The organism is Fictibacillus phosphorivorans (assembly GCF_001629705.1).
In the GTDB taxonomy this organism is placed as follows: Bacteria; Bacillota; Bacilli; order Bacillales; family Fictibacillaceae; genus Fictibacillus; species Fictibacillus phosphorivorans_A.
Map to the genome: position 1 here is coordinate 47,241 of NZ_CP015378.1, position 15,679 is coordinate 62,919.

At 40.8% G+C, this 15,679-nt stretch carries 14 protein-coding genes and 1 tRNA gene; all 15 read left to right on the forward strand.

The window, feature by feature from the left end; genetic code table 11:
- Positions 1-97 precede the first annotated feature (97 nt).
- The 15 genes from ABE65_RS00265 to spoIIE all read left to right on the forward strand — a co-directional run bounded on the left by ABE65_RS00265 (position 98) and on the right by spoIIE (position 15,501).
- On the forward strand, positions 98-760 hold the full coding sequence (locus ABE65_RS00265) for a 50S ribosomal protein L25/general stress protein Ctc (RefSeq protein ID WP_066390514.1): 663 nt from the start codon (positions 98-100) through the stop codon (positions 758-760).
- A gap of 100 nt (positions 761-860) precedes the next feature.
- On the forward strand, positions 861-1,421 hold the full coding sequence (pth, locus tag ABE65_RS00270; protein WP_066390516.1) for an aminoacyl-tRNA hydrolase: 561 nt from the start codon (positions 861-863) through the stop codon (positions 1,419-1,421).
- 64 nt (positions 1,422-1,485) lie between these two features.
- Positions 1,486-1,716, forward strand: a complete 231-nt coding sequence (locus ABE65_RS00275) for an anti-sigma-F factor Fin (RefSeq protein ID WP_066390519.1) — start codon at positions 1,486-1,488, stop codon at positions 1,714-1,716.
- A gap of 324 nt (positions 1,717-2,040) precedes the next feature.
- A complete protein-coding gene (mfd, locus tag ABE65_RS00280) occupies positions 2,041-5,580 on the forward strand; it encodes a transcription-repair coupling factor (RefSeq protein ID WP_066390520.1) in 3,540 nt (1,179 codons plus the stop codon).
- A gap of 141 nt (positions 5,581-5,721) precedes the next feature.
- Positions 5,722-6,258 carry a stage V sporulation protein T gene (gene spoVT, locus ABE65_RS00285; protein WP_066390522.1) on the forward strand — a complete coding sequence of 179 codons (537 nt, stop codon included), beginning with the start codon at positions 5,722-5,724 and terminating at the stop codon, positions 6,256-6,258.
- Between the two features lie 209 nt (positions 6,259-6,467).
- A complete protein-coding gene (locus ABE65_RS00290; protein WP_066390523.1) occupies positions 6,468-8,054 on the forward strand; it encodes a putative polysaccharide biosynthesis protein in 1,587 nt (528 codons plus the stop codon).
- Positions 8,054-9,496 carry a bifunctional methyltransferase/pyrophosphohydrolase YabN gene (gene mazG, locus ABE65_RS00295; RefSeq protein ID WP_066390529.1) on the forward strand — a complete coding sequence of 481 codons (1,443 nt, stop codon included), beginning with the start codon at positions 8,054-8,056 and terminating at the stop codon, positions 9,494-9,496. Before ABE65_RS00290 ends, mazG begins: the two co-directional genes overlap by 1 nt.
- A 127-nt stretch (positions 9,497-9,623) precedes the next feature.
- Entirely contained in the window at positions 9,624-9,896 is a 273-nt protein-coding gene (locus tag ABE65_RS00300) for an HU family DNA-binding protein (RefSeq protein WP_066238167.1), read from the forward strand.
- Positions 9,897-9,898: 2 nt separating this feature from the next.
- On the forward strand, positions 9,899-10,165 hold the full coding sequence (locus tag ABE65_RS00305; protein WP_066390530.1) for an RNA-binding S4 domain-containing protein: 267 nt from the start codon (positions 9,899-9,901) through the stop codon (positions 10,163-10,165).
- Positions 10,166-10,341: 176 nt separating this feature from the next.
- Complete coding sequence (gene yabP, locus ABE65_RS00310; RefSeq protein WP_066390532.1) at positions 10,342-10,650, forward strand: sporulation protein YabP; 309 nt, start codon at positions 10,342-10,344, stop codon at positions 10,648-10,650.
- A complete protein-coding gene (yabQ, locus tag ABE65_RS00315; RefSeq protein ID WP_066390533.1) occupies positions 10,647-11,246 on the forward strand; it encodes a spore cortex biosynthesis protein YabQ in 600 nt (199 codons plus the stop codon). Before yabP ends, yabQ begins: the two co-directional genes overlap by 4 nt.
- Before the next feature lie 20 nt (positions 11,247-11,266).
- Positions 11,267-11,626 (forward strand): FtsB family cell division protein, encoded by a 360-nt coding sequence (locus ABE65_RS00320; RefSeq protein ID WP_066390535.1) that lies wholly within the window; start codon positions 11,267-11,269, stop codon positions 11,624-11,626.
- A 91-nt stretch (positions 11,627-11,717) separates the two neighbouring features.
- Positions 11,718-12,161, forward strand: a complete 444-nt coding sequence (locus tag ABE65_RS00325) for a S1 domain-containing RNA-binding protein (protein ID WP_066390538.1) — start codon at positions 11,718-11,720, stop codon at positions 12,159-12,161.
- A 444-nt stretch (positions 12,162-12,605) separates the two neighbouring features.
- Positions 12,606-12,682 (forward strand) — tRNA-Met (locus ABE65_RS00330).
- Between the two features lie 323 nt (positions 12,683-13,005).
- On the forward strand, positions 13,006-15,501 hold the full coding sequence (spoIIE, locus tag ABE65_RS00335; protein ID WP_066390539.1) for a stage II sporulation protein E: 2,496 nt from the start codon (positions 13,006-13,008) through the stop codon (positions 15,499-15,501).
- The last annotated feature ends 178 nt before the right edge of the window (positions 15,502-15,679 follow it).

Sequence of the window (15,679 nt, forward strand, 5' to 3'; positions counted from 1 at the left end):
AAGTGCTTGCTTAATCGATTTCTAACTTCACGTTTTAAAATCTTTCAGTTCGGGTAATGCTTTAAAGAGACTCGAAATAGGAAAGGTGGATCTCATTATGGCAACGAATCTAACAGTCGAAAAAAGAAATACAGACAAACGTTCGATCTTAACGGAATTAAGAAGTAAAGGACAGTTCCCAGCGAACCTTTATGGTTATGGAACGAAAGCTATTTCTTTATCCGTTGATGAGCCTGAATTTATTAAAGCTTACAGAGAAGTAGGAAAGAATGGCGTACTCAAATTAAAAGTAGATGGAAAAGATTATTCTGTCATGGTACAGGATATGCAAGTTCATCCTCTAAAAAATGCTGTTACGCACGTAGATTTTCTAGCAATTGACTTAAATAAAGAAACAGAAGCAGAGGTGCCGGTTGTACTAACAGGTGAATCTGTTGGTGTTAAAGAAGGTGGCGTATTGCAACGTGTACTTGCAACAGTAAACGTTAAAGCATTACCTGCTGACTTCCCAGAACAATTAGAAGCTTCTGTTGAAGAATTAAATATAGGGGATTCCTTATCAGTTAAGGACTTGCCAACAGGTAAAAAATACGAAATTCTTCACGAGGAAGACGAAGTAATTGCGAGTGTAACACCTCCAAAACTTCAAGATGAAGAAACGGACGTAGAAACAGAAGAAGCGGATGCAGAAGGAGATGCTCCAGAATCCTCTGAATCTGTTGCTGATGACAGTCAGGAAGAACAAAAGAAAGACGAATAGAATGATTGAACATAAAAACGCAGCGGTTGCTGCGTTTTTATTCTGTTATCCCAATTGTGTATAATGTTTATAAGACAATTGAAGGTAAGGTGAACATAAAGTGAAATTGTTTATTGGGCTCGGGAACCCCGGATCTCGTTTTGATGGTACCCGGCATAATATAGGCTTTGAAGTTATTGATACATTATCAGACTCCTTAAACATCCCCCTGCAACAAACAAAGTTCAAAGGACTTTACGGAACAGGTAATGTTAATGGAGAAAAAGTATTCTTATTAAAACCTCTAACGTATATGAATTTATCTGGAGAATGTATAGGACCTTTCATGGATTATTTTCAGATTCCATTAGAAGACATGATCGTCGTGTACGATGACCTTGATACGATTCCCGGAAAACTAAGACTTCGTACAAAGGGAAGTGCAGGCGGGCATAACGGTATTAAATCCATGATTGCTCACCTTGGCACGCAAGAATTTAAAAGAATCCGATTTGGTATCGGACGTCCTACGAACCAACAACCAGTTCCAGACTTCGTATTGAACCGTTTTTCTAAAGAGGAATCCGTAGATATCGAACATGGTATCGACCGATCTGTGAAAGCATGTGAAGCTTTTATAGAAACAACGTTTGATAAAGTTATGAATAAGTTTAACGGCTAAAGAATAGATTACTCATGTTCCGCTCATAATGGTTAGTATAATGCTAACCGAAAGGGGACTGTGCATGGCTATTCATTACCGGTGCAGGCATTGTAAAACACATGTGGGTACGATTGATCACCATACTGTGAATGCAGCACAACTTGGATTTGAAACATTAAGTAACGAAGAACGGCAGGAATTACTCTCCTATAAAGAGAATGGAGATATAGAAGTTACAACGACATGTGAGGATTGTCAGGATACGCTAGAACGTAATCCGGAGTATCATACGCTGAAATCCTTTATTCAATAAGGTAATGCTTTGGCCACAGCCTATCTAAGCGGGCCAAAGCCTTTTTCTGTTTAAAATAGCTGTTTTTGTATTCCTTTGCTGTTTTTGAAAGTAGTTGATTTCCGTTTCAGATGCTCGCTTTCCGCGGGGCAGGCGGTGAGCCCCTTGCCGCGTTGCGCCTTTAAGGGTCTCACCTGACCGCTTGTCCTAGCCGAGAGTCTCGCATCTTACTCTACAATCAACTTATCAATGAAGGGGTTTCTACAGAAATATCCGAAAGCCAAAATTTTAAAGATCACTGTTTATAGAACCAATGACTAGCTCTTGTGAGAGGGGGAGTAAGAAATGCTTGGATTGAAGAAATATTTTAGTCAGGGAGAAGACTTTAAGTCCATAATGGATGGCATCAACGGAGGACTGAAAGAACAACTCGTCGCTGGTCTTTCAGGCTCTGCTCGAACGATGCTGATCAGCAGTCTTCACGAGAATACAGGTAAACCTCAACTCGTTGTCACCCATAATCTATTTCAAGCACAAAAACTTTATGAAGATCTAACTTCTCTTTTATCTGAAGATGAAGTTTATTTATATCCTGTAAATGATCTCATTTCATCTGAGATGGCTATATCGAGTCCTGAATTAAAAAGCCAAAGAATTGAGGCTTTAAATCAGCTGAGTCGATCTTTTAAAGGTGTCATCATCACGCCGGTTGCAGGGCTAAGACGATATTTGCCACCCGTTGAGGTGTGGAAAAAAGCAGGTCTTGCTTTTCAGGTAGGAGAAGATATCGATTCGGATGAGATCTTGAAAAAATTAGTTGCGATGGGTTATGAACGTTCATCGATGGTTCAAACACCAGGAGAATTTAGTGTGCGTGGTGGAATTATAGATATTTATCCACTTACTGAAAAGAATCCTGTTCGAATCGAGCTTTTTGATACAGAGATTGACTCTATTCGATACTTTGAAGCAGAAACACAGCGTTCTCAGGATAAAGTAAAGGCCATTTCTATTGCACCAGCTGAAGAACTTATTCTTTTTGATGAACATTATAACAACGCTGCAGACCGCATAGATGCGAAGTTGGCATCTACTTTAAAAAATATTAAAGATGATGCCCTTAAAGAAACACTAGTTGAAAATATCAGCTATGAAACAGGTAGATTGCGTGAAAAGCAGCAGTTTCAAAGCATGTATAAATACGCATCTCTCTTTTACGATGAACCGGCGAGCCTTTTGCAATACATTTCACCTAACAGTTTAGTGGTTATGGATGAGATCGGCCGCATTCAAGAAACGAGTCAGCAGCTTGATAAAGAAGAGGCAGAATGGCAGACAGCACTTCTTGAGCATGGAGAGCTGGTACAGGACCTTACGATTTCGCCTGATACGAACGGTTTGCTTGGTGATAAAAAGGCGTTCCCTATTATCTATTTATCCCTGTTCTTAAGACATGTTCCTCATACACAGCCTCAAAATATTTTAAACGTAGAATGTAAGAGCATGCAGAATTTCCACGGTCAGATGAATGTTTTAAAAGGTGAGATGGACCGTTGGAAGAAACTTGGATTTGCGATCGTTTTTGTAGCGATGAACAAAGAGCGGGCGAACCGATTAGAAAGTGTACTTGCAGATTATGAGATGGATGCAGGTATCATTGCAGCGGATCAGAACATTCAGCCGAAAACGAGTCAGATCTTACTAGGAGACCTTGGAAGCGGATTTGAATCTGTGAAGCAAAAGCTTGTTGTTATCACAGAAGAAGAAGTCTTTACGAAAAAAGCGAAACGTCCTGCACGAAAACAGAAGATGACGAACGCAGAGCGGATCAAGAGCTACTCCGAACTAAAAGTAGGCGATTACGTCGTTCACGTGAATCACGGGATCGGTAAGTACTTAGGGATTGAAACGCTTGAGATCAAAGGGGTTCATAAAGATTACCTGCATATTAAATATTCCGGAAATGACAAGCTGTATGTTCCGGTTGAACAGATCGATCAAGTTCAGAAGTATGTGGGTTCTGAAGGCAAAGAACCTAAGATCTATTCGCTAGGCGGCAGTGATTGGAAGAAAGTGAAGAGCAGGGTTAAATCTTCTGTTCAAGATATTGCAGATGATCTGATCAAGCTTTATGCAGAGCGTGAAGCAAGTAGAGGCTATGCTTTTGCAGAAGATGGTGCCGAACAGAGTGAGTTTGAGGGAAGCTTTCCTTATCAAGAAACGGACGATCAGCTTCGTGCCATCGAAGAGATCAAAAAAGACATGGAAAGCGTCCGTCCGATGGACCGTCTTCTTTGTGGAGATGTGGGTTATGGAAAAACGGAAGTGGCGATTCGTGCTGCGTTTAAAGCTATCATGGACGGTAAACAAGTAGCATTCCTTGTTCCTACTACAATTTTAGCTCAGCAGCATTTTGAAACGTTTCGTGAGCGGTTTTCTGAGTTTCCCATCACGATTGGAAGCTTAAGTCGTTTTCGATCTAAAAAAGAGCAGAATGAAGTGTTGAAAGGCTTAAAAGCAGGAACGGTCGATATCGCGATTGGAACACATCGTCTCCTTTCTAAAGATGTTCAATATAAAGATCTAGGCTTGCTCATCATTGATGAAGAGCAGCGTTTCGGCGTTACGCACAAAGAAAAGATCAAAACACTAAAATCTAATGTGGATGTACTTACGTTAACGGCAACGCCTATTCCGCGTACACTCCACATGTCGATGCTGGGTGTTCGCGATCTATCTGTTATTGAAACACCTCCTGAGAATCGTTTCCCGGTCCAGACGTATGTGATGGACTATAATGGTTCGCTTGTTCGAGAAGCGATTGAACGAGAGATGGGTCGCGGCGGTCAAGTGTATTTCTTATACAACCGAGTAGATTCGATCGAACGAATGGCAGAGCAAATATCAATGCTTGTCCCAGATTGCCGTGTTGCTTATGCTCACGGTCAGATGTCTGAGAATGAACTTGAAAGTGTGATGCTGGAGTTTTTAGAAGGAAACTATGATGTGTTAGTATCCACAACGATCATCGAGACAGGTGTGGACATTCCTAATGTAAACACATTAATCGTGTACGATGCGGATAAGATGGGACTCTCCCAGCTTTACCAGCTAAGAGGACGTGTCGGTCGTTCAAACCGTGTCGCTTATGCGTATTTCACGTATCAACGAGATAAAGTTTTAACAGAAGTAGCGGAAAAACGTCTGCAAGCCATAAAAGAATTTACAGAGTTGGGATCAGGCTTTAAGATAGCGATGCGAGATCTTTCTATTCGGGGCGCGGGTAATCTCTTAGGTGCTCAGCAACATGGATTTATCGACTCTGTCGGGTTTGATCTGTACTCGCAGATGCTGGAAGAAGCTATACAAGAAAGAAAAGGTAACAAACCGAAAGAAGTGGAAGAAGACGTTGACCTTAACATCGAAGTCGACGCTTATATTCCGACGAATTATATCGGTGACGAAAAGCAAAAGATCGAGATGTACAAACACGTACGTGCAGCAAAAGCTTTAAAAGACATATCCGACTTACAAGAGGAATTTGTTGATCGTTTCGGTGACTACCCAGTAGAAGTGGAATGTTTACTTTTAGTAGCAGGCATTAAACTCCGCGCGAAACGAGAAGGCGTTAAGTTGATCGAGCAGAAGCAGGATACGGTGAACATGATTCTAAACGAGAAGACAACTTCATCGCTTGATGGAGGAAAGATGTTCGAGATCGCCAATAAGATCGGCCGTCATGTGAATCTCGGCATGCAGGGTAACCTGATGAAGGTGATTATTAATCGTAAACGAGTTAAAGATTTGGATCTGTTGAAACAGATCGATCTTTTCCTAAAAGAAATGAAGCATGCTAGGAAAGAAAAGACAACAAATACACCATAAATTTTAATAACCCTCTCTTTCGTGAATAGAACAGGAGATGTAACAAATAATAAACCTAGGAAATGGAACATTCTTTCTGTGAAGGAACCATTTTGTTACATCAATGATTCATCAACATCCGAAAGAGAGGGCATTATCTATATGAAAGCAACTGGTATTGTTCGACGTATTGATGACCTCGGGCGCGTAGTTATTCCAAAAGAAATCCGCAGAACACTTCGGATTCGTGAGGGAGACCCGCTTGAGATCTTTGTAGACCGAGATGGAGAGGTCATTTTAAAGAAATATTCTCCAATCAATGAGCTTGGTGATTTTGCAAAAGAATATGCAGAAAGCCTTGCAGACAGTACAGGTCATGTTGTGTTAATTGCTGACCGTGATACATACATTGCGGTAGCTGGCGGATCCAAGAAAGATTATCACAATAAAAGCATCGGTAAAGTAGTAGAAGCTTCTATGAGTGACAGAAAGACGTTAGTAGAGCCGAACGGAACGGAAGCTGAGCTGATCGATGGGATTAAAGAAAACACTTCTCACGTGATCGCGCCGATCATCGCAGGTGGAGATCCGATCGGAGCTGTTGTTATGATTGGTAAAGAAGGAAAGAAACTTACCGAACTTGAGCAAAAACTTTCTGAAACAGCAGCTGGATTTTTAGCAAGGCAGATGGAGCAATAAGAAAGGGCGATTCATGCTCTTTCTTTTTTTTGTCCTTATTTGGATGGGGTTGGTATGTTTTGGGAACCATAATCGGTTACGTATCGTATATCGCCGGGCGATATAGAGTGACTATGGTATAATATCTTGAATTATGTTCAATCAGAACAGGATGTGTCGACTTATGTCGTCCCGGGAAATATATATGTTATAAATATTGAGGTAATTTAATGAAAACAAAGAACTATTCCGTGTGGGAAGGGGCTATGCTGCTGACTGCAGCTGCCATTATCGTAAAATTACTCAGCGTCGTCTATCGGATTCCCTATCAGAACATGACGGGTGATTTTGGTTTTTATGTGTTTCAGCAAGCCTATCCGTTTTATGCGATAGCCGTTGCAATTGCTTTTACGGGTTTTCCGATGGCTCTGTCAAAAATAATCGTATCTGAGAAAAACAATGACGATCATTTGATCAAAACTGCGGCGTGGACTTCTGTTATGTTAGGTTTAATATCGTTCTTATTCTTATTTTTAGCAGCGCCATTTATCGCAGAATGGATGGGAGACAGGCGTCTAGAACTGCCGATTAAAGTCATATCAGTTCTTTTTCTGTTTATTCCGCTTTCCGCCTTTTTTAGAGGAACCTATCAGGGGTTCGGTGACATGCAACTGACTGCAGTTTCGCAGTTGATTGAACAGACTATAAGAGTTTCAGGCATCTTACTTTTATCTTATTATTTTGTCTCAAAAGGATATTCCAGCTATGAAACAGGAGCAGCGGCACTCTCAGGATCGGTTGTGGGTGCAATCTCATCAGGCTTGTTTCTTCTTTATTTTTGGAAAAAAGGTGTAGCGAACCGATATAGCTCTAAAGCAAAATTTAGATTTTCATATGCCGCAGAACTGTTAAAAACGAGCATCTATTTGTCATTAAGCGCACTAATTTTAGCGTTGATGCAGCTCGTTGATGCGTTTCTTTTCGTTAACGTTTGGATAGAAAGCGGCATGGATGCTTATGATGCGAAACTACTGAAAGGTGTGTTTGACCGGGGTCAACCCCTACTTCAGTTAGGAACCGTGTTAGCTGCATCAGTGGCACTTGCTGTTGTGCCGGAGATGGCATCACTTGTAGCAGAAGAGAAACAAAAAGAGATTCGAACGCTTGCCAAGCTCTCTGTGAAAATTTCTATCATTTTTGGCGGGGCAGCAGCAATCGGGCTTATCTTTATTATGAAACACCTCAATGTTATGCTATTTAAAAATGATGATGGATCGCTTGCTCTTGCAATCCTCTGCATTTCAATTATTTTCGTATCCATCATCTATACGACCACAGGACTTTTACAAGGAATCGGTCATGGTCGGTTTGCGGCATATACCGTTCTTATCGCGGTATTGATAAAAATTATTGGCAACGTGGTGCTCATTCCTTCTTTCGGCATGGAAGGAGCAGCCGGGTCTACCGTTCTGGCCACTATGGCTGCGGCGATCGCACAACTAATGAAGCTTCAGTTTGTTACGAAGTTTCTAACCGGAAGCAGAAAAACAACACTCCTTACACTAATCACCTCTCTGATTTTGATGGGTGCAGGTGTATGGACATGGATCTATATGTCGGAAAACTATTTATTCACGGCAGATACTCGCTTTGAAGCCATGCTGATCAGTATCAGTGCTTCATTTATTGGTGCAGTGATCTATATTATCTGTATCTTAGTATTTAAAATATTTTCTCAAAATGAATGGAACTCCGTCTTTCATTCTATTGGTTTTATTCAGAAGGTGTTTAAACGTCTTAAAAAAAGGAGACCATGATGACGAAGAAGATTACGATTATCGGGTTAGGTGCAGGAGATTTAGACCAGATGACACTGGGCATCTATCGCATGTTAGAATCAGCTGAAAAAGTTTATGTACGTACGATTCATCACCCCGCGATTGAAGAATTAATGAAGCAAGGAAAGCAATTCGTCGCGTTTGATGAAGTCTATGAAAAACATGATCAGTTTGAGCCAGTGTACGAAGAAATTGCCGAAACCCTATTTAAACAAGCTGAGATAGAAGGTCATGTCCTTTATGCTGTGCCAGGTCATCCGTTAGTCGCGGAGCAAGCGGTGCAGATTCTTCTTCATAAGAGCGAGAGTAGAGGAATCGAGGTTTCGGTAGCAGGCGGAAAGAGTTTCCTTGATGAAATGTATACGGCACTCAAGATTGACCCGATTGAAGGCTGCCAGATCCTTGATGGAACTTCATTAAAAAAAGACGAGGTTCAGATCAGGCATCACCTTGTTATCGTGCAAGTGTACGACAACTTTATCGCTTCTGAAGTAAAGCTGACATTAATGGATAAGTATCCAGACGATTATGAAGTAACGATCGTTACAGCAGCAGGAAGTGCTGAGGAATCTATTAAAGTAGTACCACTATACGAGCTAGATCAGTCTGTAACATTGAATAACTTAACCGCTGTGTATGTTCCTCCCGTAAAAGAAGAGGAGATGCTATACAGAGACTTTGCTTTCTTAAAAAACGTTATTGCTCGATTGCGCGGTCCTGGAGGCTGTCCTTGGGATCAGAAGCAAACGCATGTGACGTTAAAGAAGTATTTGATCGAGGAAGCTTATGAAGTGCTAGAAGCGATTGATGAAGAAGATGACGATGCTCTGGCTGAAGAATTAGGAGATGTGCTGCTTCAAGTTCTACTTCATGCACAGATTGGGGAAGATGAAGGTTTCTTTGTTCTAGAAGATGTGATCGAAACGTTAACCGAAAAGATGATCCGTCGCCATCCGCACGTTTTTAGCGATGTTTCTCTAGAGGACGCAGATCAGGTTGTTGCGAATTGGGATGCGATCAAATCACAAGAAGCAGGAAAAGAAGATCGTGATTCTTTATTAGATGGCGTACCAAAAGGAATTCCAGCTATCCAAAAAGCGTTTCTTTATCAAAAAAAGGCAGCGAAAGTTGGCTTCGATTGGAAAGAAGTTGAACCGGTAGTCGATAAGATCTTAGAAGAACTAAGAGAGTTTCAAGAAGCTGAGGGCGATGAACAGCAAAAAGAATTAGGAGATCTGTTGTTCTCTGTCGTGAATCTAGCGCGTTTTTACAAGATTGATCCGGAAGAAGCTCTAAATGAAACAAACCGTAAATTCAAGAAGCGTTTTCACTACATCGAGCAGGAACTCAAGAAGCAAAATCTTTCGTTTGAGGACGTCACATTAGAAGAAATGGACCGTCTTTGGAACGAGGCAAAATAATTTTTTTTTCAACAAAGAAGGATTATAGTGAAAAATAGAGAATATTTTCTCGAGAAATATCATGAAACCCTTAATTATAGGGGGTTTCTAGCGAAATCTTTGATAGAAACTTTAGGAGGTAATTAAAATGAACAAAAATGAATTGGTAACAAATATCTCAGAAAAGTCAGGACTTACTAAGAAAGACGTAGAAACAGTCGTTAATGGCGTAATCGATGAAATCACTTCTGCTCTAAAAGACGGAGACAAAGTACAATTTGTTGGATTCGGAACTTTCGAAACTCGTGAGCGTTCTAGCCGTACTGGCCGCAACCCTCAAACAGGTAAAGAAATTCAAATTCCAGCAGCAACTGTTCCGGCATTCAAAGCAGGAAACAAGCTGAAAGAAGCTGTTAAGTAAGCATGCGCTTAGATAAATTTCTGAAAGTCTCGCGCCTGATCAAACGGAGAACCGTGGCGAAAGAGATTTCAGATCAAGGGCGTATCTCCATTAACGGATTGCAAGCGAAGGCTTCCTCTGATGTAAAAGTAGGGGACGAGCTTGCGATACGTTTTGGTCAAAAGCTTGTGAAAGTTAAGATCAACGAGCTTAAAGATACGACAAAAAAAGAGGACGCGGATAACATGTATACCGTCCTCGAAGAAAACCGCATCGAAACGACTGAGTAAAGAACCTGATTTTTTCAGGTTCTTTTCTTTTTTAGCGAAAATTGTTTAACACTTACGAATTCTTGTTATATACGAGTAGGTTTGTAAGAGTCGTTTTAAAGGAAAGGTTTTCATACAGCTTGTTCTATTCTCTTTTAATGTTTCATACATTTGTATGGAATAGAGGAGGGGAATGTATGGACCAACGATATGATCTGAATGGATATAATCAAAAAGTGAGCACACCAAACCACGATGTAAGAATGATAGGAAGAAAGAATCTAGAGATCACGGGTGTTAAGCAAGTAGAAAGTTTTGATAATGAAGAGTTCTTGCTTGAGACAACAATGGGCTTTTTAGCGATCCGCGGGACAAACTTGAAGATGAAGAATCTTGATGTAGAATCAGGTGTTGTAAATATTGAAGGAAAAGTATTCGATCTCGTTTACCTCGACCAGCAGACCGGTGAAAAGACTAAAGGTTTCTTCGGCAAACTGTTCAAATGACCTTAACCGTACAGTTTGAAACGATGCTCTCTATGGTCCTCATGGGTATATGGATCGGAATGGCTGTCGATACGTACAGCCGATTCATTCATGAGAAGCGAAAGTGGCATTGGCTCCATTTCTTAAACGATCTGATGTTTTGGTTGGTACAGGCTTTGCTGGTCTTTTATGTTCTTCTGCACGTGAATCACGCGGAGATTCGATTCTATATTTTTATTGCTCTCATTTGCGGATATGCGGCGTACCGAGCACTCTTTGAACGAATCTATAAAAAGATACTTGAGTGGATGGTATCAGCGGTCACCTCACTTTTCCGTTTCGTATACCGTTTACTTAACTCTTTAATCGTTATGCCGATAAAATGGTTAATTATGCTCATATCCGCTATTCTTTTATACGTACTTAACATCTTGCGGAAAATTATTATGGTACTATTCATGATTCTTTTTTCTCCTTTTAAATGGGTTGGAAGACTCATATGGCGTTTCATACCAAAGCAAAAATGGTATAATTTAAAAGAGAAATATTCAAAATTAGCAGGGTTTTTCATTTCTGCGAAGAATAAAGTCAGCAATTGGAAGGGAAAAAAGAAGTAAAGGAGGGGAACAGCGAACAAATGCGCCAGAAAAAAATAACAGAGATTCACTCACAATACATCCAGAATAAAGAGCGTCATGAGCAAGTGATCGCTAAACGTAAGCGTGGTTTATACAGGCGCTTGACGGGGGCTTTTATCGTATTTTCCTTTTTTGCTTTTTTAATTATTACGGGTATTGCAGAACAGCTCTCCCTTTTAAATGAAAAACAGATGGAACAAAGAGAATTAAGCGACGAATATAAAGCTCTTTTAGAAGAAAAGGCACAACTTAAAGATGAAGTGAATAAACTAAAAGACGAAGAATACATTGGAGAAATCGCCAGACGAGACTTTTTTATGTCAAAACCTGGTGAAACAATCTTTAAACTTCCAGAATAAAGCATTAAGCGTAGATTGACACGCAGATTTTTTCGATTGTATAATAAGTAATGATATCTTAGGAGATTTTTTAAGGAGGAGCATTTTTTGCATGTCAATTGAAGTAGGCAGCAAGTTGCAAGGTAAAGTTACTGGGATTACTCATTTTGGAGCGTTTGTAGAGCTGCCAGGGGGTACAACAGGACTCGTGCATATTAGCGAAGTTGCGGATAATTACGTAAAGGACATCAACGAATTTCTTAAAGTTGGTGATCAAGTCGAAGTTAAGGTTATGAGCGTCGAAAAGGACGGGAAGATCGGTTTATCTATTAAGAAAGCAAAAGAAAATGTTGCATCTGCTAGTAGACCAGCTCCTGCAAGAGGCGGATTTAACAAATCTCGCAAAGGTCCTAACCGAGGCGGTAACAACCATTCAACGGCATTATCTTTTGAGGATAAGATGAACAAATTCCTTAAAGATAGTGAAGATCGACTCACTACTTTAAAGCGTAGTACTGAATCAAAAAGAGGTGGCCGCGGCGGCCGAAGAGGATAATTGTTGCATTTTTAATGCTCATTCATCTATATATGGCTAGCACTCTATTCTTCTTGAATAGGGTGCTTTTTTGTTTGTTTTTGTTAGCTGTTATTCTTTTGTGTCAGGATGCTATCGTTTAAGATAACAAAAGTCCATTTCTAATAGTGTTGCTTTCAAATCCTTTTCTCCTTTGACAAGTTGATTGGAGTGCAAGGTGCGAGACTCCTACGGGACGAGCGGTCAGGTGGAGACTCCTAATGGCGCAAAGCGGCAGGAGGCTCACCGCACGCCCCGTGGAAAGCGAGCAACCTGGAGCGGAAATCGACTACTTTCAAGACCAACAGAGCATACCTAAAACAGTCTATTAAAAACACCAGAAAAAATCTTTTTCGACAAATTTTCAAAGAACCGTTGACAGAGTGGCCGTATAGATGTAATATACTACTTGTGTCTTTTACAAATGGCGGTGTAGCTCAGCTGGCTAGAGCGTACGGTTCATACCCGTGAGGTCGTGGGTTCGACTCCCTCCGCCGCTACCATTTTTAATTTTGACATCTACATACAAACGTACAAGAGCATCCGTTAGCGGATGCTCTTTTTTATTTTCTTTTTTGCTATCCTCAACAAAAAAATTTAAACATCTATCGCTTTATATTTTTCTTCATAATTCTCCTTAATAACTTTAAAAATGAAATTTCCTATTCGCATTTTGTAAGAATGTTGTCCGCTTTTGCTCTTCTTTCGTTAATTAGTGGAGAAGTCCGTCGATAAGTTTTTAAATCTTAAACTGCTCTTTTGACAAAATCTTTGTTCTAAACCTGTTTATAATGGTTACACAAATTGGAAACGGGTGGTGTATGGGATGTGGCAGAAGGTAGAACAAGAAGTACTCGAACCGATCAGAGGAATGGTATGGGTAGAAAAGAGTCAGCAGGCGGTAACGAAGACGAGTAAGAGATGGCTTCAGATTTTGAACCAGAGCATTTTTAACTGGAGAATGCTGTTGTTTGGAATTGGTTTTTTGTTAGGACGAGCTATGATTCTGGCAGAGATGTCTCCCTTTGCTTTACCTTTTGTGGCTAGCGTGTTCGTTTTAAGAAAAGAACGGACAGGCATTGCTGTCTTTGCGATCTTGGCAGGAGCGATGTCGCATCAACCGATGAACGCTTTATTCTTTATCAGTGCCTTACTCGTTTATGCGAGTCTTCAAAAAGGGGCGGACCTGTTCATAAAGAATCGAATGCAAAGTCTTCCACTCTTGGTTTTCGGTTCATCCTTAATCACGCGAACCGTGTTCTCTATGTTCGGCGAAGGAGGATTGGAGCGGGTAGATACGATGCTTGCTTTAGTAGAAGGAGGACTGAGCTTAGTCCTTACATTAATCTTCTTACAAAGCATACCGCTTTTAACGAATAAAAAGATTCCACAATCGTTAAAAAACGAAGAGATTGTTTGCTTGATGATCCTTCTAGCTTCTGTCATGACCGGCACGATCGGTTGGCAGATCAATGATGTAGCGGTAGAACATGTTGTTTCACGTTACTTAGTATTGTTGTTTGCTTTTGTGGGAGGAGCTGCGATCGGTTCTACAGTGGGTGTTGTGACAGGTCTGATCCTCAGCCTCGCGCAAGTAGCAAGCCTTTCTCAAATGAGCTTATTAGCTTTCTCTGGACTGCTCGGTGGTCTTTTAAAAGAGGGTAAACGATTCGGTGTAAGTCTCGGGCTCATCATCGGAACCGTTATGATCGGTTTATATGGTGAGGGTAGATCGGAAATTACATCTACCTTGATGGAATCAGGGTTTGCTGTTCTACTCTTCCTTCTAACGCCAAAAACTGCAATCAGCAACATTTCAAAATATGTACCAGGTACAAGAGAGCATTCGATGCATCAGCAGCAATATCTGAAAAAAATTCGCGACGTGACCGCGAGTCGCGTTGAACGATTCTCAAGTCTCTTCCAAGCCCTATCTCATTCGTTTCAATCGGTCGGTTCAACTCTAAATGAAGAAGAGAGCACACGTGAAGTAGATCTTTTCTTAAGCAACATTACAGAAAAAACGTGCCAGACTTGTTTTAAGAAAGAACAGTGTTGGGCGCAGAACTTCACAACAACTTACGACCTGATGACTAGGCTGATGGTCGAGCAAGAAGATTATAGTGATATTAAGGATCGAAAATTAAAACGAGAATGGGAAAAGCATTGCATCAAGCCTGAAAAGATAACAGATCTTATGAATAAAGAACTAACGCAATATCGAGCTTCTCAAAAATTGAAGATACAAGTGCAAGAAAGCCGTCGTTTAGTAGCTGACCAATTGATGGGTGTTTCACAAGTGATGGGCGATTTTGCAAAAGAGATACAACGGGAACAAGAGAACCATCAAATTCAAGAAGAGCAGATCAAAGACTCTCTTGCTCAAGCAGGAATCGATGTTGGTCACGTTGATATTTACAGTCTAGAAACGTCCAACGTGGATATTGAAATGACGATTCCTTCTTGCAACGGTTCAGGAATCGCTGAGAAGCTGATCGCGCCGATCTTATCCGACATATTGGAAGAGACGATTCTCGTGACACATGAAGATTGTGCGAACTATCCGAGTGGCTTCTGTCATCTCTCTTTTCATTCAGCACGAGAGTATGTGGTTGAAACAGGAATTGCCTCAGCAGCTAAAGGAGGAGCATGGCTTTCGGGGGATAGCCATTCGACGATAGAGATTGGTGCTGGAAAGTTTGCTGTTGCGATTGCAGATGGAATGGGTAACGGAGAACGAGCGTTCATCGAGAGCAATGAAACGCTTCAGCTTCTGCAAAAAATTCTTCAGTCTGGCATTGAAGAAGAAGTGGCGATTAAATCCGTTAACTCTGTGCTCTCGTTACGTACAACAGATGAAATTTTTTCTACGCTAGACCTTGCGATGATCGATCTGCAAGATGCATCTGCTAAGTTCTTAAAGATTGGTTCAACACCAAGTTTTATTAAACGAGGAGACCAGATCAAAACGGTAGAAGCAAGCAATCTTCCGATGGGGATCATTCGAGATTTTGATGTGGACGTTGTTGATGAACAGCTGAAAGCAGGAGATATCCTCATCATGATGAGTGATGGAATCTATGAAGCTCCACGCCATATCGAAAATATCGATGCGTGGCTAAAGCGTAAGATCAGAGAGATTGATACAGAAGATCCGCAAGAGATAGCCGATCTGATCATGGAAGAAGTGATTCGTTCAGGAAATAACGGAATCGAGGATGATATGACGGTCGCTGTAACAAAGATCGAAAAGAACATTCCTAAGTGGGCAACTGTTCCTCAATATCCGAAAGTCGCGATCAACCGAAAGAAAGCTCAATAGTTTATAAGAATAAGAGGCCGTTCTTTGTGTAAAAAAGAGCGGTCTTTTTTGTTTGTATTCCCTCGCTGTTGCGAGTGGACAGTATTTTTTCATAAGTGGACAGTATTCCAGCTCCGACTTCATTTTGTGATTATGTTTCGCCTGTCTTATTTGAGTATAAACCATCCCAATCTTGACG

What these genes read in the sequence shown, in the direction of transcription:
- ABE65_RS00320 (WP_066390535.1), top strand. Translation starts at nt 11,267, where the DNA reads ATGCGCCAGAAAAAAATAACAGAGATTCACTCACAATACATCCAGAAT.
- ABE65_RS00275 (WP_066390519.1), top strand. Translation starts at nt 1,486, where the DNA reads ATGGCTATTCATTACCGGTGCAGGCATTGTAAAACACATGTGGGTACG.
- ABE65_RS00290 (WP_066390523.1), top strand. Translation starts at nt 6,468, where the DNA reads ATGAAAACAAAGAACTATTCCGTGTGGGAAGGGGCTATGCTGCTGACT.
- ABE65_RS00265 (WP_066390514.1), top strand. Translation starts at nt 98, where the DNA reads ATGGCAACGAATCTAACAGTCGAAAAAAGAAATACAGACAAACGTTCG.
- ABE65_RS00325 (WP_066390538.1), top strand. Translation starts at nt 11,718, where the DNA reads ATGTCAATTGAAGTAGGCAGCAAGTTGCAAGGTAAAGTTACTGGGATT.
- spoVT (WP_066390522.1), top strand. Translation starts at nt 5,722, where the DNA reads ATGAAAGCAACTGGTATTGTTCGACGTATTGATGACCTCGGGCGCGTA.
- mfd (WP_066390520.1), top strand. Translation starts at nt 2,041, where the DNA reads ATGCTTGGATTGAAGAAATATTTTAGTCAGGGAGAAGACTTTAAGTCC.
- ABE65_RS00305 (WP_066390530.1), top strand. Translation starts at nt 9,899, where the DNA reads ATGCGCTTAGATAAATTTCTGAAAGTCTCGCGCCTGATCAAACGGAGA.
- ABE65_RS00300 (WP_066238167.1), top strand. Translation starts at nt 9,624, where the DNA reads ATGAACAAAAATGAATTGGTAACAAATATCTCAGAAAAGTCAGGACTT.
- spoIIE (WP_066390539.1), top strand. Translation starts at nt 13,006, where the DNA reads ATGTGGCAGAAGGTAGAACAAGAAGTACTCGAACCGATCAGAGGAATG.
- yabQ (WP_066390533.1), top strand. Translation starts at nt 10,647, where the DNA reads ATGACCTTAACCGTACAGTTTGAAACGATGCTCTCTATGGTCCTCATG.
- yabP (WP_066390532.1), top strand. Translation starts at nt 10,342, where the DNA reads ATGGACCAACGATATGATCTGAATGGATATAATCAAAAAGTGAGCACA.
- mazG (WP_066390529.1), top strand. Translation starts at nt 8,054, where the DNA reads ATGACGAAGAAGATTACGATTATCGGGTTAGGTGCAGGAGATTTAGAC.